17 protein-coding genes are annotated in these 23,826 nt (G+C 67.0%); 11 read left to right on the top strand and 6 right to left on the bottom strand.

Annotation, left to right across the window (positions count from 1 at the left end; all coding sequences use genetic code 11):
• Positions 1-71 precede the first annotated feature (71 nt).
• From C1931_RS12965 to C1931_RS12955, 3 genes are read right to left on the bottom strand one after another with little or no spacing between them, the layout of a single operon-like run.
• Entirely contained in the window at positions 72-1,763 is a 1,692-nt protein-coding gene (locus tag C1931_RS12965) for a pseudouridine synthase (RefSeq protein WP_108756651.1), read from the bottom strand.
• A complete protein-coding gene (gene scpB / locus C1931_RS12960; RefSeq protein WP_108756650.1) occupies positions 1,756-2,634 on the bottom strand; it encodes an SMC-Scp complex subunit ScpB in 879 nt (292 codons plus the stop codon). Before scpB ends, C1931_RS12965 begins: the two co-directional genes overlap by 8 nt.
• 13 nt (positions 2,635-2,647) lie before the next feature.
• Positions 2,648-3,553: a ScpA family protein gene (locus C1931_RS12955; protein WP_108750099.1), complete on the bottom strand. Its 906-nt coding sequence runs from the start codon at positions 3,551-3,553 to the stop codon at positions 2,648-2,650.
• 362 nt (positions 3,554-3,915) lie between these two features.
• Between C1931_RS12955 and C1931_RS12950 the strand changes: the two genes are divergently transcribed.
• The 10 genes from C1931_RS12950 (at position 3,916) to C1931_RS12905 (ending at position 17,760) form a co-directional block, all read left to right on the top strand.
• Positions 3,916-4,215, top strand: coding sequence for a YciI family protein (locus tag C1931_RS12950; protein ID WP_108756649.1), 300 nt, complete (start codon positions 3,916-3,918; stop codon positions 4,213-4,215).
• A complete protein-coding gene (locus tag C1931_RS12945) occupies positions 4,212-4,487 on the top strand; it encodes a BolA family protein (protein WP_108756648.1) in 276 nt (91 codons plus the stop codon). The genes C1931_RS12950 and C1931_RS12945 overlap by 4 nt, the downstream gene beginning before the upstream one ends.
• A gap of 148 nt (positions 4,488-4,635) precedes the next feature.
• On the top strand, positions 4,636-5,673 hold the full coding sequence (locus tag C1931_RS12940) for a LacI family DNA-binding transcriptional regulator (protein ID WP_108750096.1): 1,038 nt from the start codon (positions 4,636-4,638) through the stop codon (positions 5,671-5,673).
• A 76-nt stretch (positions 5,674-5,749) separates the two neighbouring features.
• On the top strand, positions 5,750-8,806 hold the full coding sequence (locus C1931_RS12935; protein ID WP_108756647.1) for a TonB-dependent receptor: 3,057 nt from the start codon (positions 5,750-5,752) through the stop codon (positions 8,804-8,806).
• Positions 8,807-9,042: 236 nt separating this feature from the next.
• A complete protein-coding gene (locus C1931_RS12930; RefSeq protein ID WP_108750094.1) occupies positions 9,043-10,650 on the top strand; it encodes a glucoamylase family protein in 1,608 nt (535 codons plus the stop codon).
• A gap of 4 nt (positions 10,651-10,654) precedes the next feature.
• The gene (locus C1931_RS12925) at positions 10,655-11,998 is read left to right on the top strand and encodes a sugar ABC transporter substrate-binding protein (protein WP_234412817.1); all 1,344 of its coding nucleotides are present in this window, start codon (positions 10,655-10,657) and stop codon (positions 11,996-11,998) included.
• Positions 11,995-12,876, top strand: a complete 882-nt coding sequence (locus C1931_RS12920; RefSeq protein ID WP_108750093.1) for a sugar ABC transporter permease — start codon at positions 11,995-11,997, stop codon at positions 12,874-12,876. The genes C1931_RS12925 and C1931_RS12920 overlap by 4 nt, the downstream gene beginning before the upstream one ends.
• Positions 12,873-13,709 (top strand): carbohydrate ABC transporter permease, encoded by an 837-nt coding sequence (locus C1931_RS12915; RefSeq protein WP_108750092.1) that lies wholly within the window; start codon positions 12,873-12,875, stop codon positions 13,707-13,709. The genes C1931_RS12920 and C1931_RS12915 overlap by 4 nt, the downstream gene beginning before the upstream one ends.
• On the top strand, positions 13,706-16,873 hold the full coding sequence (locus C1931_RS12910; protein WP_108756645.1) for a discoidin domain-containing protein: 3,168 nt from the start codon (positions 13,706-13,708) through the stop codon (positions 16,871-16,873). The genes C1931_RS12915 and C1931_RS12910 overlap by 4 nt, the downstream gene beginning before the upstream one ends.
• A gap of 2 nt (positions 16,874-16,875) precedes the next feature.
• Positions 16,876-17,760 carry an endonuclease/exonuclease/phosphatase family protein gene (locus C1931_RS12905; RefSeq protein ID WP_108756644.1) on the top strand — a complete coding sequence of 295 codons (885 nt, stop codon included), beginning with the start codon at positions 16,876-16,878 and terminating at the stop codon, positions 17,758-17,760.
• A 93-nt stretch (positions 17,761-17,853) separates the two neighbouring features.
• Here the strand turns inward: C1931_RS12905 and C1931_RS20320 are convergent, their stop codons facing one another.
• Together C1931_RS20320 and rne are read right to left on the bottom strand one after the other, a co-directional pair.
• On the bottom strand, positions 17,854-18,048 hold the full coding sequence (locus C1931_RS20320; protein WP_159095497.1) for a hypothetical protein: 195 nt from the start codon (positions 18,046-18,048) through the stop codon (positions 17,854-17,856).
• A gap of 253 nt (positions 18,049-18,301) precedes the next feature.
• Positions 18,302-21,538 (bottom strand): ribonuclease E, encoded by a 3,237-nt coding sequence (gene rne, locus C1931_RS12895; protein WP_108756642.1) that lies wholly within the window; start codon positions 21,536-21,538, stop codon positions 18,302-18,304.
• Positions 21,539-21,946: 408 nt separating this feature from the next.
• On the opposite strand from rne, the gene C1931_RS12890 reads away from it, so the two are divergent.
• On the top strand, positions 21,947-22,921 hold the full coding sequence (locus C1931_RS12890; protein ID WP_108756641.1) for an RluA family pseudouridine synthase: 975 nt from the start codon (positions 21,947-21,949) through the stop codon (positions 22,919-22,921).
• A gap of 90 nt (positions 22,922-23,011) precedes the next feature.
• On the opposite strand, the gene zupT is transcribed toward C1931_RS12890, so the two are convergent.
• Entirely contained in the window at positions 23,012-23,821 is an 810-nt protein-coding gene (gene zupT, locus C1931_RS12885; RefSeq protein WP_108756640.1) for a zinc transporter ZupT, read from the bottom strand.
• Positions 23,822-23,826: the final 5 nt, after the last annotated feature.

Below are 23,826 nucleotides of genomic sequence, written 5' to 3'. Positions count from 1 at the left end.
CCCTCGCGACCTGCACGCCAACAAAAAACCCCGGCCGAAGCCGGGGTTTTTCATTTCAGCGAGGACCGCGATCAGCCGCCGCGCGGGCCGCTGCGGCGCGGGCCGCCCGGGCCACGGTTGCCGCCGGGGCCACCCGGGCCGCGGTTGCCACCCGGACCGCCGGGACCACGGTTGCCGCCCGGGCCACGGTTGCCACCGGGACCACCCGGACCGCGACCGCCCGGACGGGCGCCGTGCGCCGGCTTCGGGCTGCCATACGGGTTGAAGCCCGGAGTGGCATGGTCGGACGGGAAGCTCGGGGCATTGCCCGGATGGCCGTACGGGTGCTTGTTGCCCTGGCCCTGCGAGCGGTTGCCCGCGCCGGCCGGACGACCCTGGCCGCCACCGGCGCCACCACGGCCTTCACCGCCGAAGCCGCCACGGCCCTGGCCGCCGGCATTGCCGCGACCTTCGCCGCCGAAGCCACCACGGCCCTGGCCGCCGCCGGCACCCGCACCCGGGGCCTTCGGCTTGCCGTACGGACGGCCCTGGCCGCCTGCGCCCGGACCACGGGCACCCGGGCCACGCGCGCCGGGGCCGGCATTGCGGTGGCCGCTCGGGCCGGTGCTCACGCCATCGGGCACGTACCAGGTGCGGAACGCAGCCGGGTTGCCTTCCGGCAGCGAGCGATCGTTCTTCGGCGCGCGCTGCTTGAACGGCTTCTGCGACTGCTTGGCCGCCGCTTCACCGCTGACGGTCAGGCCGCCCTTGAAGCCGCCGCCCTTGCCGCCACGGCCACGGCCACGGTCTTCGCGCACGTTGTCGAAGCGGCGCAGTTCGCGGCCTTCATCGGCCGTGCTGTGGCCATTGACGTAGGCATTGCCGCGGCCACCTTCGCGCACGCGCACGGTGGTCTTGGCGGCGCGGCGCTGGCCGATCACCGGCTGCAGGGTTAGCGCCGACGGCGCGCCTTCTTCCAGCTTCAGCTGCGCGCGCAGGGCTTCCACCTGGGCGCTGGGCAGTTCCACGGTCTGGCCACGGGCCAGTTCGCGCGGCAGCGACACCTTGCCGTAGCGGGTGCGCTTGAGGCGGCTGACCTGGCAGCCCTGCGATTCCCACAGGCGGCGCACTTCGCGGTTGCGGCCTTCCTTCACCACCACGCGGAACCAGTCGTGCGAGTCGGTGCCGCCGATGCGTTCGATCTCGTCGAACTTGGCCGGGCCGTCTTCCAGCGCCACGCCACGGGCCAGGCGGTCGACGATCGCGTCGCTGACCTTTTCTTCGCCTTCCGGTGCACGCACGCGCACCACGTACTCGCGCTCGACCTCGAACGACGGGTGCATCATGGCATTGGCCAGTTCACCGTCGGTGGTGGCCAGCAGCAGGCCGGTGGTGTTGATGTCCAGGCGGCCGATCGCGATCCAGCGCGCGCCCTTCAGCGGCGGCAGCGCTTCGAACACGGTCGGGCGGCCTTCGGGATCTTCGCGGGTGGTCACTTCGCCTTCCGGCTTGTTGTAGACCAGCACGCGCGATGGCTCGGCCAGCGCGGTGGCGACGAAGCCACGGCCGTCCAGCTCGATCTTGTCGCCGCTCTTGACCGACATGCCGGTCTGCGCGACTTCGCCGTTCACCTTGACCAGGCCTTCGGCGATGCGCTGTTCCAGCGCGCGGCGCGAACCCAGGCCGGCCTGGGCCAGCACCTTGTGCAGGCGCTCTTCCAGCTTGAACTGTTCGGAGGTGGCTTCGCGCTTCAGCGACAGCTTGTTACGGGGGGTGTCACTCATCAGATTTGCTCCGGCCGACGGTTTCGAGGTCGGCCTCTGGTTCGGAATCGGCTTGGTCAACAGCCACGGTCGTCATCGCGACGGCGTTGTCTTCGCGTTCGTTCACGGGAACCGCGCGCTCGCCCGGCGCGGAATCGGGGTGCCCAGCATCGAAGGGCGAAGGTGCTTGCTCGTCACTGGCCGGTGCAGGGGCTGCGCCGGCGGAATCGGGGGTGTTGCCTGAGCCTGCGTCCAGGCGGGTGTCATCGTTGGCAGCGCCGTCAGGGTCGGCACTGATGTCCGGGCCGGCGGCGCCTGCGGCGGCCGGGCCGTCACGGTCCAGCGCCAGCTGCGGTTCCAGTTCGCCCAGGTCCTTCAGTTCGGACAGTGGCGGCAGTTCGTCCAGCCGCTTCAGCCCGAAGTAGTCCAGGAAACCCTTGGTGGTGCCAAACAGCGCCGGCTTGCCGGGTACGTCGCGGTGGCCGACCACGCGGATCCACTCGCGCTCTTCCAGCGCCTGGATGATGTTGCTGCTGACGGCCACGCCGCGCACCTGCTCGATCTCGCCGCGGGTGATCGGCTGCCGGTAGGCAATCAGCGCCAGCGTTTCCAGGGTGGCGCGGGTGTAACGGGTCTTGCGTTCGGTCCACAGCCGGCTGATCCAGCCATGCACTTCGGCGGTCACCTGGTAGCGGAAGCCGGAGGCCACCTCCAGCAGTTCCACGCCGCGGCCGGCGCAGGCCTCGCGCAGCTGTTGCAGGGCGCGCTCGATGCTGCCCGGCGGCGCCGGCTCGTCTTCCGGGAACAGGTCTTTCAGCTGGGCCAGGGTGAGCGGCTGGCTGGACGCCAGCAGGGCACCTTCGACAATACGGTTGATCAGCGGTTGGTCCATCGGCAGGCAGCGCTCACTCGTTCTCGTTGGCGGCGTCGTTGTCGTCGAACTCGCTGCTGAACTGCAGCGGGGCGTTGGTGTTGCCGGCCGCCAGCGACTTCACGTAGATCGCCGCCAGCGGTTCTTCCTGCACGATGTCCAGCAGCTGTTCCTTGGCCAGTTCCAGCATGGCCAGGAAGGTGACCAGCACGCCCAGCTTGCCTTCCTCAGCGGTGAACAGACTTTCAAACCGGTAGAACCGGCCATCTTCCATGCGGCCCAGGATCTCGCCCATGCGCTGGCGCACGCTCAGTGCCTCGCGCTTGATCGCATGGCCAGTGAACAGCTCGGCGCGCTTGAGCACGTCGTGCAGGGCCAGCAGCATTTCCTTCAGGTCCACCGGCGGCGGCAGCTTCACCGTCGCCCGTTCCGGCATGAACGCATGCGCCACCGTGGTGTCGCGGTCCTGCCGGGGCAGGGCGTCGATATCCTCCGCCGCCTGCTTGAAGCGTTCGTACTCCTGCAGCCGGCGCACCAGCTCGGCGCGCGGGTCGGCTTCGTCGCCATCCTCGCTGACCGGGCGCGGCAGCAGCATGCGCGACTTCACTTCGGCCAGGATCGCGGCCATCACCAGGTACTCGGCGGCCAGCTCGAAACGCAGCTCGCGCATCACCGTGATGTATTCCACGTACTGCCGGGTGATCTCGGCCACGGGAATGTCCAGCACGTCCAGGTTCTGCCGGCGGATCAGGTACAGCAGCAGGTCCAGCGGCCCTTCGAAGGCATCCAGGATGACTTCCAGCGCGTCCGGCGGGATGTACAGGTCCTGCGGAATCTGCAGGACCGGTTGCCCATGCACCACGGCCAGCGGCATTTCCTGCTGCTGGGGGGCGGGCGGCCGGGTTGGCGGGTTCGCGTCGAGCGCGAGTTCGGAAGTCATCTAATGGACGTCAGCATTGCAACGGACCAGTCGCGGTACCCGTCATGCCGGGCCAACGCCACGGCCACGGGGGCACCAGGCACGCCTGTCTCGGCGCGATTCCACACATATGAAACAGCAGCACGCGCTGCACAACAGCGGCAGCGACAAGACTACGGGGAGGTCGTCTACGTGGCCCGTCAGGAAGCGGCGGGGCGATCGTCGGGGGCTGCGGAAGCCGCGGAAACCGACGGGCTGCTGCATCCAGCCACGTGCAATTGACCCTAGGGTAAGGCTTTGCCGCGCCAGTGTCCAGCAACGGCAGGCAACAGGCCGGCATTGGCTAGAATCGGCGCACCGCAACATGAACGAGGAACCACCCCATGTGGTACGTGATTGAAGGCTATGACGACCAGGACGTGCTGGCCCAGCGGCTGCAGGTACGTCCGCAGCACCTGGCGCGCCTGCAGGCGCTGAACGACCAGGGGCGCCTGCTGCTGGCCGGTCCATGCCCGGCCATCGACAGCGAAGACCCGGGTCCGGCCGGCTTCAGCGGCTCGGTGGTCATCGCCGCATTCGACTCGCTGGCGCAGGCACAGGAATGGGCCGAAGCCGACCCGTACGTGGCCGCGGGCGTGTACGTGCGCACCCAGGTGCGTCCGTTCCGCAAGGTGCTGCCATGAACGCGGGGCGCATCGAACAGATTCGTGATGCACTGCAACAAGCGTTGGCCCCCAGCGTGCTGGAGATCGAAGACGACAGTCGTCGCCATGCCGGCCATGCCGGCGCGCGCGATGGGCGCGGCCATTTCAACGTGCACGTGGTCAGCGAACGCTTCGCCGGCATGGCCCCACTTGCGCGCCACCGCGCGGTCTACGCTGCGCTGGGCAGCCTGATGGACACCGACATCCATGCGCTGTCCATCCGTGCACATACCCCGTCAGAACAGGGCTGAACATGACCCAGATACTGTCTTTGCAGGTCACCGTGCGGGCCTGCCCGGGACAACTTTTTGTGTCCGGAATGGGACATTCGCCTAACGGACAGTTTACAAGCGCAGATGGAAACGCTTACATTCCGCGCCAAGCTGGTAGGTCCAAGCCGTGGAGGGCGGCTTCGTGAACAAGGCAGCCATAACAATCAAAGATGTCGCACGCGAAGCCCGGGTCTCCGTGGCCACGGTTTCCCGCGCGCTCAACGGGCATGAGAACGTTGCCGAACCGGTCCGCCAGCTTGTGCTGGAAGTGGCCGCGCGGCTGCGCTACACCCCACATGCTGCCGCGCGCAGCCTCAGCAGCCGCCGTACCAATACGGTGGGCGTGGTGCTGCCCGATCTGTACGGTGAATTCTTCTCCGAACTGATGCGTGGCATCGACGGAGTGGCCCGCAGCCGCCGCCAGCACCTGCTGGTGTCCAGCTACCACGGCGACCAGGAACAGCAGGGCGCTGCGCTGCGCGCCATGCGCGGCCGCGTCGATGGCCTGCTGGTGCTGTCCCCGTATGCGGAAAGCCCGGGGTTCCTGACCGACAACCTGCCGCAGTCGCTGCCCACCGTGCTGATCAACACCTACCTGCCCACGCAGGACCACCCGGTGTTGAGCATCGACGACCACGCAGGGGCGATGGCCATGACCCGCCACCTGCTCGATGCCGGCCACCGCCGCATCGCTTTCATTTCAGGCCCGGACCTCAACTTCGACGCGCGCGAGCGCCTGCGCGGCTTCCGTGACGCGCTGGCGGCTGCTGGCAATGGCGCCGAAGGCATCGAGCTGCCCGGTGATTTCGACGAAGCTTCCGGCCATCGCGCCGGTCAGGAGTTGCTGGCAGCCGGTGCGCTGCCCGATGCCGTGTTCGCCGCCAACGACATGATGGCCCTGGGATGTCTGTACGCGTTCGCGCAGGCAGGTGTCCACGTGCCCACCGATGTCGCCCTGGCGGGTTTCGATGACATTCCGCTGGCGCGGTTCGTACACCCATCGTTGACCACCATGCAGGTCAGTATCGCCGAGTTGGGCGATCGGGCCATGACGCGCCTGTTGCAGTTGATGGACGGCACTACCACGGAAGGGGCAGGGGACAAGCAGACGCTGGTACCCCGCCTGATCGTTCGAGATTCCACCACCTCGCCATCCGGCCGTTGAAGCCGGAGGCTTTCCTTTTCTTTTGACTGATCGCAGGAACCGCGCAAGCGGTTACCACCACCCGGAGATTGAGTTGATGATGCATTCCACCATCCGCACGCCGGCACGCCGGCTGCTGAGCACCGCCCTGGTCAGCTGCCTGATGCTGGCCGCCGCCCCGAACGTGATGGCCCAGTCGGCCAACGCCAGCCTGCGTGGCCAGGTGTCCGGCGCCCAGGCCGGCGCGGAAGTGACCGCCACCAACGTGGCCACCGGTTCGGTGCGCCGTGGCACCGTGCGTGCCGACGGCAGCTACTCGCTGATGGGCCTGGACCCGGGCACCTATGACGTGGTGGCCAACGGCCAGACCCAGAAGGTCACCGTCACCGTGGCCTCCACCGCCACGCTGAACTTCAGCGAAGCGGCCGCCACCGGCGGCGGCACCTCGGCGGCCACCAACCTGGACACCGTGAACGTGGTCGCGCCGACCCTGCTGCAGGAAGTGCGCACCTCCGAAGTCGGCAAGACCGTCAGCCTGCAGCAGATCCAGACCACCCCGCAGGTGTCGCGCAACTTCCTGGAGTTCGCCGACGCCGTGCCGGGCATGATCTTCACCCGTGATGCCAAGGGCAACACCTCGCTGCGTGGCGGTGCCACCAATGCCGACGGCACCAACGTCTACATCGACGGCGTGGGCCAGAAGAGCTACGTGAAGGGCGGCGGCGTGGCCGGCCAGTCCGGCAGCGCCGGCAACCCGTTCCCGCAGCTGGCCATCGGCGAATACAAGGTCATCAGCGGCAACTACAAGGCCGAGTACGGCCAGGTGTCCAGCGCCGCGGTGACCGCCGCCACCAAGTCCGGTACCAATGAATTCAAGGGTGAGGCGTTCTACCGCTACACCGACGAAGACATGCGCGCCAAGACCCCGGCCGAGCGCCAGGCCGGCCAGGACAAGATGGTCTCGGCCGAGAAGGAATACGGCTTCGCCCTGGGCGGCCCGATCGTCAAGGACAAGGCCCACTTCTTCGTGACCTACGAAGCCAAGCGCTTCGACCTGCCGGTCACCATCGCGCCGGACGGTGCGGTGACCAGCAGCGTGGGTCTGCTGCCGGCTGACGGCGCTGCCGGCCTCGGCCCGGCCAGCCAGCCGTTCCAGCAGGACCTGATCTTCGCCAAGGTCGACTTCGAGCCGACCGACAACGATCGCATCGAGCTGACCTTCCAGGACCGCGACGAAACCCAGCAGCAGTTCAGTGGCCAGACCTCGCCGGAAGCCGGCCGTGAAGTGGTCAACACCGACCGCCGCTATGCCCTGCGCTGGAACCACAGCGGTGAGCGTTACTACAACGAATTGATGGTCACCCATGAAGATTCGTTCAACAACCCGACCCCGCTGACCCTGGCCAACGGCATCACCTACACCGCACCGGACGGCACCGAAGACCGCACCATCGTCAAGGTCGGCGGCGCTTCGGCACTGGATTCGCAGGTGAAGGGCCAGAAGGGCTGGTCGATCGAAGACAACCTGACCCTGGACGGCATCCAGTGGGCGGGCGACCACACCATCAAGATGGGTGCGAAGTACAAGGAAATCGATCTGTACGCCTCTGACGCGGCGCAGATCAACCCGACCTTCACCTACACCCTGGGCGATCCGGACTTCCCGTCGGACATCCCGTACAAGGCGCAGTTCGTCAAGCCGGTCACCGGCGTGTCGGGCGTGTCCGGTGAAGTGCGTTCCAAGGCCAAGCAGCTGGGTCTGTTCATCCAGGACGACTGGCAGGTCAACGACCACCTGCAGATCAACCTGGGCCTGCGCTGGGATTACGAAAAGAACCCGGCCTACCTGGACTTCGTGACCCCGCAGCAGGTGGTGGACGCCATCTACTCGCAGGACCCGCGCGCTGCCGCCGGCCAGACCTACGCCGATTCGCTGGCGCTGGGCGGCCTGGACATCAGCGATTACATCAGCAACGGCCACAACCGCAAGGCGTTCAAGGATGCCTGGCAGCCGCGCCTGGGCTTCTCGTATGACATCAACGCCGACGAGCAGCACGTGATCCACGGTGGTGCCGGCCGTTCCTACGACCGCGACCTGTTCGACAACCTGCAGCTGGAAACCACCAAGCTGGCCCTGCCGCAGCCGACCATCTACTTCCGCAACCCGGCCACCGGCACCTGCATCAACGGCCAGGCCGCCTGCTACGACTGGAACCCGAACCTGCTCAACGGCATCGGCAACCTGCAGGCCCTGGTAGGCGCCACCAGCAATGCCGGTCTGGAAGTGGACCTGCTGAACAACAAGCTGAAGGCCCCGTACTCGGATCAGTTCAGCCTGGGCATGAGCAACCAGATCGGTGACTGGCTGACCGACGCCACCATCGCCCGTACCCTGAGCTACGACGGCTTCGCCTTCACCCTGGGCAACCGTTACCCGACCGGCCAGTTCTTCGATGACCCGCGCCTGTGCGGCGGCACCGACCCGGGCCTGAGCCAGGCCTGGAGCTGCAACGTGCCGGGCTTCGGCAGCCTGATCATCGGCCAGCAGGGCATCAAGACCCGTGCGACCCAGGTGCTGCTGTCGGCGCAGAAGCCGTTCACCAAGGAAAGCGGCTGGGGCACCTCGATCGCCTACACCTGGACGACCGCGCGCCACAACCGCGACATCAACGAGAAGTACGCGTTCGACCGCGGCCTGATCGGCGATTACCCGACCATCCGTTCCAACGGCGCGCCGCGCCACCGCCTGGTGGTGACCGGTTCGTACGCGGGCTTCTGGGGCATCACCTTCGGTGGCAAGATCACCCTGGCCACCCCGACCGCCGTCAACGACTGGTACGGCATCCCGCAGGCCAGCGGCTACACCCTGCCGACCCCGCAGGCCGCCGTGCCCAACGCCAATGGCAAGTTCCTGATCGGTGGCAAGGTGTTCGGCTACCGCTCGGTCGACCTGCAGGCGACGAAGACGTTCAAGATGCCGGGTGATACCGAGCTGTACGCTCGCCTGGACATCATCAACGTGTTCAACTTCGACAACTTCTCCAGCTACAACTACATCAAGAGCAACGGCAAGCTGGAAGCCAGCTACAACGAGACCGGTGACATCATCGGTACGCCGCGCCAGATCAAGGCCGAAGTGGGCTTCCGCTTCTGATGATCGCGCTTGGTACCGCCGGTTCGCCGGCGGTACCGGTTGTGCAATGGCCGGCCGTGATGGCCGGTCCATTGCCCATGCCAGTGCACCGCGACTGCACGGTGCACTGGCATGGGCAATGACGCCGACACCCGGGCCACGTTTTTCGTGGTTTTTTAAGAGTCCGTGCTGTAAACGATTTCAGGTGTTTGGACGTTATGCTCTTCCATCGAACAGCCCACCGGAGGAACCGCGCCATGCAGGCACGCCACCTGTTGACCGCCGCTGCGATGACCCTGGCCATCGCCGCCTGCAAACCGGCCCAGCAGGAAGCACCTGCCAAGCCCAAGCCGCAGGTGATCCTGGTCGAGGCCGACGCACCGCCACGGCCGATGAAGCCGGAACTGCCGCCGCTGTTCGACGATATCGAGCGCCGCACCTTCCAGTTCTTCTGGGATACCACCAATGAACTGAACGGCCTGACCCCCGACCGCTATCCGTCGCGTCCGTTCGCCAGCATCGCCTCGGTGGGCTTCGCGCTGACTGCCTACCCGATCGGCATCGAGAACGGCTGGGTCAGCCGCAACCAGGCCATCGACCGCACCCTGACCACGCTGAAGTTCTTCCGCGACGTGCCGATGGGCCCGCAGCGCACCGGCAAGGCCGGTTACAAGGGCTTCTACTACCACTTCCTGGACATGCAGGAAGGCCGTCGCTACGACAGCTGGGTGGAACTGTCCTCGGTGGATACCGCGCTGCTGATGATGGGCGTGCTGTTTGCCCAGTCGTACTACGACGGCGACGACCCGCGCGAAAAAGAGATTCGGCAGATTGCCGACAGCCTGTACAAGCAGGTCGACTGGCCGTGGCTGCAGCAGCGCGCACCGCTCATTTCAATGGGCTGGTTCCCCGAAAGCGGCTTCATCGACCACGACTGGATGGGCTACAACGAAGCGATGATGGTCTACATCCTCGCCCTGGGCTCGCCCAGCCACCCGGTCAGCCCGGATGCGTGGACCGTGTGGACCCGCACCTACGACAACGACTGGGGCGTCTACCAGGGCCAGGAATACCTGTCCTTCGGGCCGCTGTTCGGCCACCAGTACAGCCACGTCTGGATCGATTTCCGCGATATCCAGGACGCGTACATGCGCGAACGCGGCAGCACTTACTTCCTCAACAGCCGTTCGGCGGCGCTGGCCCAGCGTGAGTACGCCATCGCCAACCCGATGAACTGGAAGGATTACGGCGAGAACGTCTGGGGCCTGACCGCCAGCGATGGCCCGCAGAACACCACCCAGGAATACCGCGGCGAGCAGCGCCAGTTCCGCCATTACTCCTCGCGCGGCGCAGGCCTGCGCGAGAACTTCGACGACGGCACCATCGCCCCGACCGCGGCGGTGTCCTCGATCGTGTTCGCGCCCGAGGAAGTGATCCCGGCCACGGTGGAGATGCACAAGCGCTACGGCGACTACATCTATTCCAGCTACGGGTTCCTGGATTCGTTCAACCCCAGCTTCAACTACGACATTCCGATCAAGACCGGGCGCCTGGTGCCCGACCGCGGCTGGGTCGCCAGCGATTACATCGCCATCGACCAGGGCCCGATCCTGACCATGATCGCCAACTACCGCGATGATTTCGTCTGGGAAGTAATGAAGAAAAACCCGTACATCCGCAAGGGTCTGGAACGGGCAGGATTCAGTGGTGGCTGGCTGGCACCGGAAGGCGAGTTCCAGCCGCTGCAGCTGCAGAAGGATGAGAAGGCCGCGGCGGCGCGCGCGGTAGGTATCGCAGAATCGCGCGCGGCCGCCGCGCAGGAACAGAAGAACAATGCCAACCGCAACACTGGACAGGGGAAGTAAGCCGGTGCAACCCTGGACCCATCGCCTGCGCCGCTGGGCGCTGCCGCTGCTGGCCGCGCTGGCCGTTGCCGGCTGCGCCCGCACCGAGCCGGGCACCACCACCGTGCGCTTCTGGGCCATGGGCCGTGAAGCGGAAGTGGTCAGCGAGCTGATCCACGAGTTCGAAGCCGAAAACCCCGGCATCAAGGTGGATGTGCAGAACATTCCGTGGACGGCCGCGCATGAAAAGCTGCTGACCGCCTTCGCCGCCGATGGCCTGCCCGATGTCTGCCAGCTCGGCAACACCTGGGTGCCCGAGTTCGCCGAACTGGATGCGCTGACCCCGCTGCAGCCGTTCGTGCAGCGCTCCACCGTGGTCGATCCGCAGGACTATTTCCAGGGCATCTGGGATACCAACGTGATCCACGGCGAGCTGGTGGGCGTGCCGTGGTACGTCGATACGCGCCTGATCTACTACCGCAAGGACCTGCTGGCCAAGGCCGGTTTCGACCACCCGCCGCGCACCTGGGCCGAGTGGGACCAGCAGATGGCCGCGATCAAGAAGATGCAGGGCCCGAACCGCTACGCGGTGCTGATGCCGATCAACGAATTCGAGCAGCAGCTGTCGCTGGCGCTGCAGCAGCCCGACCCGCTGCTGCGCGACGATGACACCCGCGGCAACTTCGCCAGCCCCGGCTTCCGCCGCACCCTGGCCTTCTACTCGAACATGTTCGAGCAGGGCTGGGCGCCGAAGATGTCCGAAACCCAGATCTCCAACGTCTGGGATGAATTCTTCCGCGGCTTCAACGTCTTCTACATCTCCGGGCCCTGGAACATCCGCGAGTTCAAGAAGCTGCAGCCCAAGGAACTGGAAGGGCAGTGGGGCACCGCTGCGCTGCCGGGTCCGGATGGTCCGGGCGCCGGCATCGCCGGTGGCACCAGCCTGGTGATCTTCCGCAAGTCGCAGCAGAAGGAAGCCTCGTGGAAGCTGATCGAGTTCCTGTCGCGGCCGGAAATCCAGGCCCGCTTCCATTCCATCATCGGTGACCTGCCGCCGCGTCGCAGCACCTGGACCGCACCCTCGCTGGCTGGTGATCCACTGGCTGCGGCCTTCCGTGACCAGCTGGAGCGGGTCAAGCCCACGCCGAAGGTGCTGGAGTGGGAGCGCATCGTGCAGGAAATGCGCATCGTCACCGAAAAGGTGGTGCGCGGTGGCCTGCCGCAGGACAAGGCCGTGGAAGAGCTGGACCAGCGCGTGGACAAGGTGCTGGCCAAGCGCCGCTGGATGCATGAACAACAACGCCTGCAGGGCGGCGGTGCGCAGGCACCTGCCGATGCGCCGGCCGCAGCGGCCGGGAGCCCGCAATGAAACGTACTTCGCTTGCCGGCTGGATCTTCGCCGGCCCCTCGCTGATCGTGCTGGGCCTGTTCTTCGGCCTGCCGGTGGCCTCGGCGCTGGCGCTGAGCGTGACCGACTTCGATCTGTATGCCCTGTCCGACAGCAGCAACCTGCGGTTCGTCGGCCTGGGCAACTACATCGATCTGCTGCAGACCCCGATGTTCTGGAAGTCGCTGTGGAACACCACCTACTTCGTGCTGATCGGCGTACCGCTGTCGATCGGCGTGTCGCTGGGCGCGGCGATGCTGCTGAACGCACCGGCGGCGCGCTTCAAGGCGCTGTTCCGTACCGCACTGTTCGCCCCGGTGGTGACCACCCTGGTGGCGGTGGCGGTGATCTGGCGCTACCTGTTCCACACCAGCTACGGTCTGGTGAACTACGGCCTGGGCCACATCGGCATCAGCCCGATCGACTGGCTGGGTGACCCGAACTGGGCCATGCCCACCATCATGCTGTTCGCCGTGTGGAAGAACTTCGGCTACAACATGGTGATCTTCCTGGCCGGCCTGCAGGCCATTCCGCATGACCTGTACGAGGCCGCGCGCATCGATGGTGCCTCGCGCTGGAAGCAGTTCCTGCACATCACCCTGCCGATGCTCGGCCCGGTGCTGCTGGTGGTCGGGGTCATTACCGTGTCCGGCTACTTCCAGCTGTTCGCCGAACCCTACGTGATGACCCGCGGCGACCCACTGCAGAGCACCGTCAGCGTGCTGTATTTCATGTTCGAGGAAGGCTTCAAGTGGTGGAACCTGGGTCGCGCCTCCGCGGTGGCGTTCCTGCTGTTCCTGATCATCCTGGCGGTGACCACCGTGATGCTGCGTTTCGGCCGCAAGAGGCAGTTGGTATGAGTCGTGAAATCGGCCAGTCGCGCTGGCACCCGTGGATGGTCAATGGTGCGTTGCTGGTGCTGGCCCTGGTCAGCCTGGCACCGCTGCTGTGGATGGTCTCGGTCTCGTTCATGCCGCAGGGCGAGGCCACCCATTTCCCGCCGCCGTTGCTGCCCTCGCACGTCACCACGCGCAACTACCTGGAGTTGTTCGCGCGCACCGGCATGGGCGGCAACTTCGCCAACAGCCTGCTGGTGTCGCTGGCCATCACCCTGGGCTCGCTGCTGCTCAACACCATGGCCGGCTACGCCTTCGCCAAGCTGAACTTCGTCGGCCGCGAGCGCCTGTTCCAAGTGCTGATGGCCGCGCTGGTCATCCCGGCGCAGGTGGCCATGCTGCCGCTGTTCCTGCTGATGAAGCAGCTGGGCCTGGTCAACAGCTTCGGCGGCGTGATCGTGCCGGCCCTGGCCAGCGTGTTCGGCATCTTCCTGGTGCGCCAGTACGCCCGCTCCATTCCCGATGAGCTGCTGGAAGCGGCGCGCATCGACGGGGCAGGGGAGCTGCGCATCTTCTTCCAGATCGTGCTGCCGATGCTCAAGCCGGTGCTGGTCACCCTGGCGATCTTCACCTTCATGGGCGCATGGAACGATTTCATGTGGCCGTTGATCGTGTTGACCGACCAGGAGCACTACACTTTGCCGGTGGCACTGGCCACCCTCTCGCGCGAACACATCATGGACGTGGAAATGATGATGGCCGGCGCGGTGGTCACCGTGGTTCCGGTGCTGGCGCTGTTCCTGGTGCTGCAGCGGTACTACATCCAAGGTCTGTTGCTGGGGAGTGTTAAGGGATGAAGCGTGCGATCGCCGTTGGATTGGGCCTGCTGTGGTCTTCCCTGGCGATCGCCGCACCACCGGCGCTGCCCGCGCCGAAGGTGCTGGATGACTTCGACGACATCGGCGCATGGAAGCTGGTGCTGTCCGACCAGGTCAGTGGTTCGCTGCGCCCGGTCACCGCACCGGGCGGTGGCCGCGCGCTGTGCCTGGATTACGACTTCCACAAGGTCTCCGGCTATGTGGGCCTGCGCCGTGCGCTGAACATCGAATACCCGGTCAATTACCGCTTCGGCTTCCAGCTGCGCGGCGATTCGCCGGGCAACGACCTGCAGTTCAAGCTGATCGACGCCAGCGGTGACAACGTGTGGTGGGTCAACCGCCCCGGTTACAGCTTCCCCAAGGCCTGGACGCCGGTGGAGTACCGCCGGCGCCAGATCGACAAGGCCTGGGGGCCATCGCCGGACAAGGAGATGGCGCGCAGTGCCGCAGTCGAGTTCACCATCTACAGCAAGGTGGGCGGGCGCGGCACGGTCTGCTTCGACAAGCTGACCCTGCAGGGCCTGCCGGCGCAGGACACCTCGCCGCTGCACCCGGCGGTGATTGCCGACACCGCGCCTGCGCTGCAGGACCGCATGATCGACGGCAAGAGCGATACCTTCTGGATCAGCGGCGGGGTCAAGCAGCAGACCATCAGCCTGGATCTGCACGACACCCGCGAGATCGGCGGGGCGGTGATCGACTGGCTGCCCAGTCTGGAAGCCACCCGCTACACCGTGCGCACCTCGCAGGATGGCCGCGACTGGCGCACCGTGCGTGAGGTGACCAATGGTGGCGGTGGCCGTGATTGGCTGGCGCTGCCCGACACCGACGCGCGCTATGTGCGTTTCGACCTGCAGGGCGGCCCGAACTGGCGCTATGGCATCCGTGACATCGCGCTGAAGCCGCTGGCCTTCGCGGCCACGCCCAACGCCTTCCTGTCATCGGTGGCGGCGGACCTGCCGCGCGGCGCACTGCCGCGTGCGTTCGTGGGCGAGCAGCCGTACTGGACCCTGCTGGGCCTGGATGGTGGCCAGGAACAGGCGCTGATCAGCGAAGACGGCGCGCTGGAGCCGGCCAAGGGCAGCTTCAGCATCGAGCCGTTCGTCCGCCTGGATGGAAAGCTGCTGGACTGGTCCAACGTGGCCATCACCCAATCGCTGCAGGACCGCTACCTGCCCATCGCCAACGTCGATTGGGTGCATGAAAAGGCCGGGCTGTCGGTGACCGGTTTCGTGCAGGGCACGCCCGAGCGCGCGCAGCTGATCGGCCGCTACCGCTTGAGCAACCCCGACAAGGTGGCGCACGAATACACCCTGGCGCTGGCGATCCGGCCGTGGCAGGTGAACCCGCCGACCCAGTTCCTGAACACCACCGGCGGCTTCAGCCGCATCGACAGCCTGGACGTGGGCGAGCAGCTGGTGCGCATCAATGGCGAGCCGCGGGTCTATCCGCTGCAGGCGCCCGATGCGCGCTTTGCCACCACGTTCGACGGCAAGTTGGACGCGATGCACCTGGCCAGCGGCAAGCTGCCCGGCACCACGGCGGTGAAGGACAGCACCGGGCTGGCCTCCGGCGCCTTGCTGTACACCATCAAGCTGGAGCCGGGGCAGAGTCGCGAAGTGGCGGTGGTGCTGCCGCAGACCGGCAGCTGGGCGCCGCAGGCGCTGGACGTGGCCAAGGCGCAGCAGCAGGTGGCCGCGCAGTGGCGGCAGAAGCTGGGCGTGGTGTCGCTGCAGGTGCCGGCCGCCGGCCAGCCGCTGGTGGAAACCCTGCGCACCGCCGTCGCACATATGCTGATTTCCCGCGTGGGGCCGCGCCTGCAGCCGGGCACGCGTTCGTATGCGCGCAGCTGGATCCGCGATGGCGCGATGATTTCCGAGGGTCTGCTGCGCATGGGCCGCAGCGATGCGGTGCGTGACTACGTGAACTGGTACGCGCCCTTCCAGTTCGAGAACGGCAAGGTGCCGTGCTGCGTGGATGCGCGCGGCAGCGACCCGGTGCCGGAGAACGACAGCCATGGCGAACTGATCTACAACATCGCCGAGTACTGGCGCTACACCGGCGACGGCACCTTCCTGGAACTGATGTGGCCGCATGTGCAGGGCGCCTACCAGTACATGGAACAGCTGCGCGCCAGCGAGCGCACCGAAGAGAACCGTGCGCGCAATCCCGCGTTCTACGGGATGATGCCGGCCTCGATCAGCCACGAAGGCTATTCGGCCAAGCCGATGCACTCGTACTGGGACAACTTCTGGGCGCTGCGCGGTTACAAGGACGCGGCGATCATCGCTGCGCAGCTGGGCAAGGTCGAAGCGATGCAGATCAGCGAATCGCGCGACCAGTTCCGTGATGACCTGCAGGCATCGCTGCAGTCGGCCATGCAGCAGCACCGCATCGACTTCCTGCCCGGTTCGGCCGAGCTGGGGGACTTCGATGCCACCTCCACCACCATCGCCCTGGCGCCCGGTGGTGAGCAGGGGCGCCTGCCGCAGCCCGCGCTGGACCGCACGTTCGAGCGCTACTGGAACGAATTCGTGGCGCGCCGCGACGGCAAGCGCGAATGGAAGGATTACACCCCGTACGAGTGGCGCAACGTGGCCGCGTTCGTGCGCCTGGGCTGGCGTGACCGCGCCTGGCAGGCCAGCCAGTTCTTCTTCAAGGACCGCGCGCCGCAGGCCTGGAACCAGTGGGCCGAAGTGGTCTCGCGCACGCCGCGCACGCCGTTCTTCGTGGGCGACCTGCCGCATGCCTGGGTGGCCTCGGACTTCGTGCGCTCGGCGCTGGACATGTTCGCCTACAACCGCGATGTGGATGACGCGCTGGTGCTGGCTGCAGGTATTCCCACGGCCTGGTTCCAGGGCGAGGGCATTGCCGTGCAGGGCCTGCGCACCCCACAGGGGCAGCTGAACTACTGCCTGCAGCGCAACGACAAGCAGCTGGTGCTGGAAGTGCAGCCGGGCCTGCTGCCGCCGGTGGGGGGCGTGGTGCTGCCGTGGCCCTACAGCGGCGAACCCGGCGCGGCCACGGTCAATGGCGAGCCGGCCGAATGGGTGGACAACGAGCTGCACGTGCACGCGCTGCCAGCGCGGGTGGAAATTGAAGTGCCAAGTGCGGTGCGCCGCGCCGAACGCAAGGGGCAGTAAACATGGCGTTGAAGCAGGGGAGGGCGCGCGTGGCACTGCGCGCCTTGGGGCTGGCGATGGCACTGGCATGGCCCGCGTTGGCGGTGGCGCAGCAGGCAGGTGAGCCTGCCGTTGCGCAGGCATCGACCGCGCCCGGCATGGGCATGGTCACCTTCAACCTGCACCATGACCGCGAAGACTGGCCAACCCGGCGGCGCACGATCGTGGCCGAGCTCAAGCGCCTGCAGCCCGATGCCATTGCCCTGCAGGAAGTGATCCAGCGCCGCAACGTGCGCAACCAGGCCCAGTGGCTGGCCAGCCAGCTCGGTTACAAGTACGTCTTCGTATCCACCGATCCGGTGGGTGCGCCCAAGCGCTATGGCAACGCGCTGCTGACCCGGCGCCCGATCCTGGCCCACGGCGAGCACCTGCTGCAGCCGCTGGATGACTACCGCACCGTGGCCCACCTGCGCATCGACGTGGACGGGCAGCCGGTGAACGTCTATGCCACGCATCTGAACGAGCGTAGTGACGAGCGCGGCCAGGGCATCCGCCGCAGCCAGGTGGAAGACCTGCTGCGCTTCATCACCGAAACCTCGGCCGGTGCGCCGGTGGTGATCGCCGGCGACTTCAACGCGCTGGTGGATGCCGGCGACCTGAGCGAACTGCGCAGCCACTACGGTGACAGCTACGGCAGTGTGCACGTGAACACCGACCTGGCGGCGGTCAGTACCTTGAACCGGCACTATTACCAGGCGCCCTCGCGCATCGACCACATCTTCTTCCAGCAGGACCGGATGGTGGCGCGCGAAGCCAGGATCCTGTTCGACCAGCCCGACGACAGCGGTCGCTGGGCGTCGGACCACTACGGCGTGTGGACCCGCCTGCAGTTCGCCCCGGCCCGCTGACACCACGCGGCTTCATGCTCTGGTAGGTGCCAACCTTGGTTGGCACGGACGTATCCGCGTGCGATGAATCAAAGTGCCAACCAAGGTTGGCACCTACCAAGCAAGCGCGGACGCACCTGCGCGCGGTGAAGCAAAGGCGCTCTGGTAGGTGCCGACCTTGGTCGGCACGGAAGCATCCGCGTGCGGTGAAGCAAAGGCGCTCTGGTAGGTGCCGACCTTGGTCGGCACGGACGCATCCGCGTGCGGTGAATCAAAGGCGCTCTGGTAGGTGCCGACCTTGGTCGGCACGGACGCATCCGCGTGCGGTGAATCAAAGGCGCTCTGGTAGGTGCCGACCTTGGTCGGCGCGGACGTATCCGCGTGCGGTGAAGCAAAGTGCCAACCAAGGTTGGCACCTACCAAGCAAGCACGGACGCATCCGCGTGCGGTGAATCAAAGTGCCAACCAAGGTTGGCATCCACCACGGCCGTACGGGCCGACAAACAAAAACGGCGGGGATCATCGATCCCCGCCGTTTCGCTTTCACGTGATCAAAGAACGATCAGTTCGCCGGCGGCGTGCGCTTGGCGGCTTCTTCGTCTTCGTCCGACGCCGGGGCCTCGGCAGCCTGGCTGGCCGAATCGGCGTGGCCATCGGCCACCGGGTCAATCGACGGCGTCACCACGGCTTCGGCCACCGGCGCGGCAGCTTCAACCGGCGCGGCTTCCACCACGGCCGGGGCGACCGACTGCTCGGCCATCGGCTGCTCGGCCACCGTCTCAACGTGCACGACCGGCGCGGCTTCGACTGCCGGTGCGGCGACCGGAGCAGCCTCCACGGCGACCGGCTTGGCCTCGACCACCGGGGCGGCGTCGGTCACGACCGGAGCGGCTTCCACCACCGGAGCGGCCTCGACCACGGCCGGCTTCACCTCGGCCACGGGCGCGGCGGCAACCGGCTGCACCGGGGTGGCCGCATCGATGGCATCCAGCATGCTGGTCTGCACCGGGGTCGGCTTCGGCTGTTCCGGCCGCGGGGCGGCTTCGCGGGCCACCGGCACGTCCACGGACTGCACTTCGGCAACCGCTTCCAGCACGGCGCTGCTGACCGCAGCCACCGGTGCGGCAGCGGCAACAGCGGCCGGTGCACGCGCGGGCTTTTCGGCCTCTACGCTGGCCGGCTCGATTTCGTCGTCGAAATCGAACTCGGGCTGCGAACGCGCCGGCTGCTGGGCAGCGACCGCAGCGGGCGCGCTGCTGTCGCGGTTCGGTTCGACCACGTCCTGGTCTTCGCCTTCGTCACCTTCGTCCTGGTCATCGCCCAGCGCGTCGGTGCCGTTGGCGTTCTCGGCGCCACCGCGACGACGACGACGGCCACCGCGACGGCCGCGGCGACGGCGGGTTGCGCCTTCGCCAGCCTGCTCGCCGTTGGCCGCATCGGCCGCAGCGTCTTCATCGCCGGCAACCACGCCTTCGGCCTCAACGGCCGAGGTCGGGGTCGGGGTCGTGTCAGCGGGGGCCGCGACCTGCGCTGCCGGAGCGGCAGCCGGGGTCGCCACCGGTGCGGTGGCTTCCTGCGCGGTGACCACGTTGGCGGCCACGGCAGTGGCGGCAACCGCGGCGGCCGGCACGGCTTCCACGGCCTCTTCGGCGGCGTTGCGCTGCGGCTTGTCGGTCGGCTTCTCGCCATCCTGTGGACGCGGCTGGCGCGGCTGCTTCAGCTTCGGCTGCTGCTGCTGGCCCTGGCCCTGGCCCTGGTTGGGGTTCTGGCCCTGCTGCTCGTTGCGCGGCTTGTTGTGCTGCGGCTGCTGCGGCTGGGCAGCGTCCTTCTGCTGCTTGCCCTGCTGCGGCTGCTGCTGCGCGTTGCCGTTGTTGTTGCGGCCGTCCTTGCGCTGTTCGTTGCGGTCCTTGCGGTTGCCGCCATCCTTCTGCGCATTGCCGTTGCCGCCGTTGCCACGGTTCTCGTCGCGGCGGTCCTTGTTACGGTCCTTGTTGCGATCCTTGTTACGGTCCTTGCGCTGGCCGCCGTCGTGCTGCGGCTGGCGCGCGGCCGGGGCCGGCGCGGCGGCCGGGGCCGGCTCGCCACCAAAGATGCGCTTCAGCCAACCGACCACGCCGCCGCTGGCAGCGGCCGGGGCAGCCGCAGCCACCGGGGCCGGTGCCGGCGCAGCGGCCGGTTCGGCTTCGGCACGCACCGGGGCCGGCGCAGTGTGCTTGACCTGGGTGACCGCCGGCGGCGGGATGTTCAGCTGGCCCTTGGTCAGGGCATGCACCGGCAGCTTGCGCGGGGTGCCGCGCTGGTAGCTGGGCTTGTTGCTCTCTTCACCCAGCTCGTTCTCGCGCAGACGGGTAACGGTGTAGTGCGGGGTGTGCAGCTGCTCGTCGGCAACGATCACGATCGGCGCTTCGTGGCGGCGTTCGATCTCGCGCAGCGCGCTGCGCTTCTCGTTCAGCAGGTAATTGGCGATCTCCACCGGGGCCTGGACCAGCACCTGCCCGGTGTTTTCCTTCATCGCATGCTCTTCGGCAACGCGGATGATCGACAGCGACAGCGACTCGACGCTGCGCATGCGGCCATGGCCATCGCAGCGCGGGCAGACGATCTGGCTGGATTCGCCCAGGCTCGGGCGCAGGCGCTGCCGGCTCATTTCCAGCAGGCCGAAGCGCGAGATGCGGCCGACCTGCACGCGCGCACGGTCGTACTTCAGCGCGTTGGCCAGGCGGTTCTCGACTTCGCGCTGGTGCTTGTTGGAGGCCATGTCGATGAAGTCGATCACCACCAGGCCGCCCAGGTCGCGCAGGCGCAGCTGGCGGGCCACTTCCTCGGCCGCTTCCAGGTTGGTCTGGAAGGCGGTGTCTTCGATGTCGCTGCCCTTGGTGGCGCGCGAGGAGTTCACGTCCACGGCGGTCAGCGCTTCGGTCTGGTCGACCACGATCGAGCCGCCCGACGGCAGGCGCACGTTGCGCTCGTAGGCACCTTCGATCTGCGATTCGATCTGGAAGCGGTTGAACAGCGGGATGTCGTCCTTGTAGTGCTTGAGCTTGCGCAGGGTCTGCGGCATCACCTGCTGCATGAACTCCTTGGCGTGCTCGTACATCTCCTCGGTGTCCACCAGGATCTCGCCGATGTCGGCGCGCAGGTAGTCACGCAGGGCGCGCACGATCAGGCGCGATTCCTGGTAGATCAGGAACGGGGCCGGCTTGCTCAGGGCGGCTTCGGCAATGGCGCGCCAGACGCTCAGCAGGTAGTCCAGGTCCCACTGCAGCTCTTCGGCATCGCGGCCGACGCCGGCGGTGCGGATGATCACGCCCATGTCGTCGGGGATGTTCAGCTTGTCCAGGGCGTCCTTCAACGCGGCCCGGTCTTCGCCCTCGATGCGACGGGAAACGCCGCCGGCGCTGGGCGAATTCGGCATCAGCACCATGTAGCGGCCGGCCAGGGAGATGAACGTGGTCAGGGCGGCGCCCTTGTTGCCACGCTCTTCCTTGTCGACCTGCACGACCACTTCCTGGCCTTCCTTCAGCAGCTCGCGGATGCCGGCCTTGTTGTGGTCGACGCCGGCCTGGAAGTAGTCGCGGGAGATTTCCTTCAGCGGCAGGAAGCCATGGCGGCCGCCGCCGTATTCGACGAAGGCCGCTTCCAGCGAGGGCTCGATGCGGAAGATCCGGCCCTTGTAGATGTTGGACTTCTTCTGTTCCTTGGACGGCTGCTCGATATCGATGTCATACAACGACTGGCCATCGACGATGGCAACACGCAGCTCTTCGGCCTGCGTGGCGTTGATCAGCATTCGCTTCATTCTTGCGTTCCTCGCAAGCGGCTACCGCGCGGAACGCCATGGGGTTTCGCCTCTGGATACGGCTCGCCGCCCATTCGCGCATGCGCGGGGAGGGCAGCTTCGGTTTCCAGCGCTACGACACCACGGCAGGCCGCGGGAGCGCTTCACTCTTATGGGTTTTGGGGTGTTGCAGGGCCGCAGGCAGCTGTCAGCCAGGCTGGAGCGCCACGCGGGACATGTTCAGCTCGGTTGCGTGTCAGGCATCCGGCGATGGCCGGGAAGGCCGGTGAGCCGCTAACATGGCCGCCCCGCGGGCGGTGGTCGCGCACTGTGCCGGATTCGTCGGAAGCTGGGCTTCTGGCCCTGAGTAACTTCCAACGAAATCAATCCCTTATCTCGCCCCCCGAGTGTAACAGAATAAACAGCCCGATGACTGCATCAGACCCCACCAAGCCGGCCGGCGACAAGCCTTCCGTGCGCATGATCACCGTTCCCGAGGACCGCGCCGGCCAGCGGCTGGACAACTTCCTGCTGGGCCAGCTGAAGGGCGCCCCGCGCAGCCTTGTCTACAAGCTGGTGCGCAGCGGCCAGGTGCGTGTGAATGGCGGCCGCGCCAAGGCCGAACGCAAGCTGGAGGCGGGCGACGAGGTGCGTGTGCCGCCGGTTCGTCTCACTGAAGAAGGAGACAAGGCCGGCCCGCCCGAGGCGTTCATGCACCGGCTGGAGCAGGCGATCGTGTTCGAGGACGCGCGCCTGCTGGCCCTGAACAAGCCCACCGGCGTGGCCAGCCACGGCGGCAGCGGCATCAGCTTCGGCGCCATCGAAACCCTGCGTGCGCTGCGCCCGGGGCAGACCCTGGAGCTGGTCCACCGGTTGGATCGCGACACCTCGGGCCTGCTGATCGTGGCCAAGAAGCGTTCGGCGCTGAGCGAACTGCAGGCCCTGCTGCGTGAAGACCACGGTGCCGGCATTCGCAAGCGCTACCTGACCCTGCTGGCCGGGCGCATGCCCGACGGCGTGATGACCGTGGACGCCCCGCTGCACGTGGGCCTGCGCCAGGGCGGCGAGCGCCATGTGCAGGTGAACGCGATCGGCAAGGAATCGATCAGCCACTTCCGCGTGCTGGAACGGCGCGGTGGGCACTCCTACTGCGAGGTGCGCATCGAAACCGGCCGTACCCACCAGATCCGCGTGCATGCCCAGCACCTGGGGCACCCGGTGGCCGGTGACGACAAATACGGCGATCCTGCCGTCAACAAGCGGCTTCGTGAGCAGATCGGGCTGAAGCGCCTGTTCCTGCACGCGGCCTCGCTGGAGTTTGCGCTGGACGCGGGCAAAACCCCGTACGTGCTGAACGCGCCGCTGGCCGAAGAACTGGTGGAAGCGCTGGACCGCCTGCGCTGACGTCGCGCGGAACGCCAGTCGAGCAAGCTCGACGCTACGGGGCCGTGGCGGTAGATCCACGGCATGCGTGGATGCGCCGTGCGGGGGCCGTCACCACTTGAACAGCACCAGGCTGATCGCCAGCGTGCCCATGCCGGCCACCAGCCCGTACACGGTCTCGTGGCCCTTGGCATAGCGCTTGGCCGCCGGCAGCAGCTCGTCCAGCGCCAGGAACACCATCACCCCGGCAATCAGGCCGAATACCCAGCCGAACGTGGCATGCGACAGCGCGCCCTTCAGCAGCACATAGCCGAGTACCGCGCCCACCGGCTCGGCCAGGCCTGACAGCAGGCTGGCGGCGAAGGCGTGCAGCTTGTTCTGCGTGGCGAAGTACACCGGCACGGCGATCGCGATGCCTTCGGGAATGTTGTGGATGGCGATGGCAAAGGCCAGCGGCATGCCCACCGATGGGCTTTCCAGGGTGGCGAAGAAGGTGGCCAGACCTTCCGGGAAATTGTGCGCGGTGATGGCGATGGCGGTCAGCAGGCCAACCCGCTTGATGTACGCCTTGTTGTTGTCGCGGAACGCGGGGTCCTGCTTGTCCAGCGTCTCGTGCGGGTTGGGAATCAGGTGGTCGATGACCACGATCGCCAGCATGCCCAGCAGGAAGGCTGCCGTGCCGTAGGTGAAGCCGCTGCGCTCGCCGTAGGCCAGCGAGAACGAGTCGATGGCCTTGTTCAGGATTTCCGACAGCGAGACATAGACCATCGCGCCGCCAGCGAAGGCCAGGCCGAAGGCCAGCAGGCGCGGGTTGGGCCGGCGCGAGAACAGCACCAGCAGGCTGCCGATGGCCGTGGCCAGGCCGGCCGCCAGGGTGACGGCCAGCGCCATCCAGATGTTTTCAGGGGGGATCTGCAGCATGTGCC

The organism is Stenotrophomonas sp. YAU14A_MKIMI4_1 (genome assembly GCF_003086855.1).
In the GTDB taxonomy this organism is placed as follows: domain Bacteria; phylum Pseudomonadota; class Gammaproteobacteria; order Xanthomonadales; family Xanthomonadaceae; genus Stenotrophomonas.
The sequence above is the reverse complement of the archived record's forward strand: the minus strand, read 5'-3'. Positions and strand labels throughout refer to the sequence as shown.

Coding starts and splice junctions, on each gene's coding strand:
- C1931_RS12905 (WP_108756644.1), top strand. CDS start 16,876: ATGGCGTTGAAGCAGGGGAGGGCGCGCGTGGCACTGCGCGCCTTGGGG.
- zupT (WP_108756640.1), bottom strand. CDS start 23,821: ATGCTGCAGATCCCCCCTGAAAACATCTGGATGGCGCTGGCCGTCACC.
- C1931_RS12920 (WP_108750093.1), top strand. CDS start 11,995: ATGAAACGTACTTCGCTTGCCGGCTGGATCTTCGCCGGCCCCTCGCTG.
- scpB (WP_108756650.1), bottom strand. CDS start 2,634: ATGGACCAACCGCTGATCAACCGTATTGTCGAAGGTGCCCTGCTGGCG.
- C1931_RS12910 (WP_108756645.1), top strand. CDS start 13,706: ATGAAGCGTGCGATCGCCGTTGGATTGGGCCTGCTGTGGTCTTCCCTG.
- C1931_RS12890 (WP_108756641.1), top strand. CDS start 21,947: ATGACTGCATCAGACCCCACCAAGCCGGCCGGCGACAAGCCTTCCGTG.
- C1931_RS12955 (WP_108750099.1), bottom strand. CDS start 3,553: ATGACTTCCGAACTCGCGCTCGACGCGAACCCGCCAACCCGGCCGCCC.
- C1931_RS12915 (WP_108750092.1), top strand. CDS start 12,873: ATGAGTCGTGAAATCGGCCAGTCGCGCTGGCACCCGTGGATGGTCAAT.
- C1931_RS12935 (WP_108756647.1), top strand. CDS start 5,750: ATGATGCATTCCACCATCCGCACGCCGGCACGCCGGCTGCTGAGCACC.
- C1931_RS12945 (WP_108756648.1), top strand. CDS start 4,212: ATGAACGCGGGGCGCATCGAACAGATTCGTGATGCACTGCAACAAGCG.
- C1931_RS12950 (WP_108756649.1), top strand. CDS start 3,916: ATGTGGTACGTGATTGAAGGCTATGACGACCAGGACGTGCTGGCCCAG.
- C1931_RS12930 (WP_108750094.1), top strand. CDS start 9,043: ATGCAGGCACGCCACCTGTTGACCGCCGCTGCGATGACCCTGGCCATC.
- rne (WP_108756642.1), bottom strand. CDS start 21,538: ATGAAGCGAATGCTGATCAACGCCACGCAGGCCGAAGAGCTGCGTGTT.
- C1931_RS12965 (WP_108756651.1), bottom strand. CDS start 1,763: ATGAGTGACACCCCCCGTAACAAGCTGTCGCTGAAGCGCGAAGCCACC.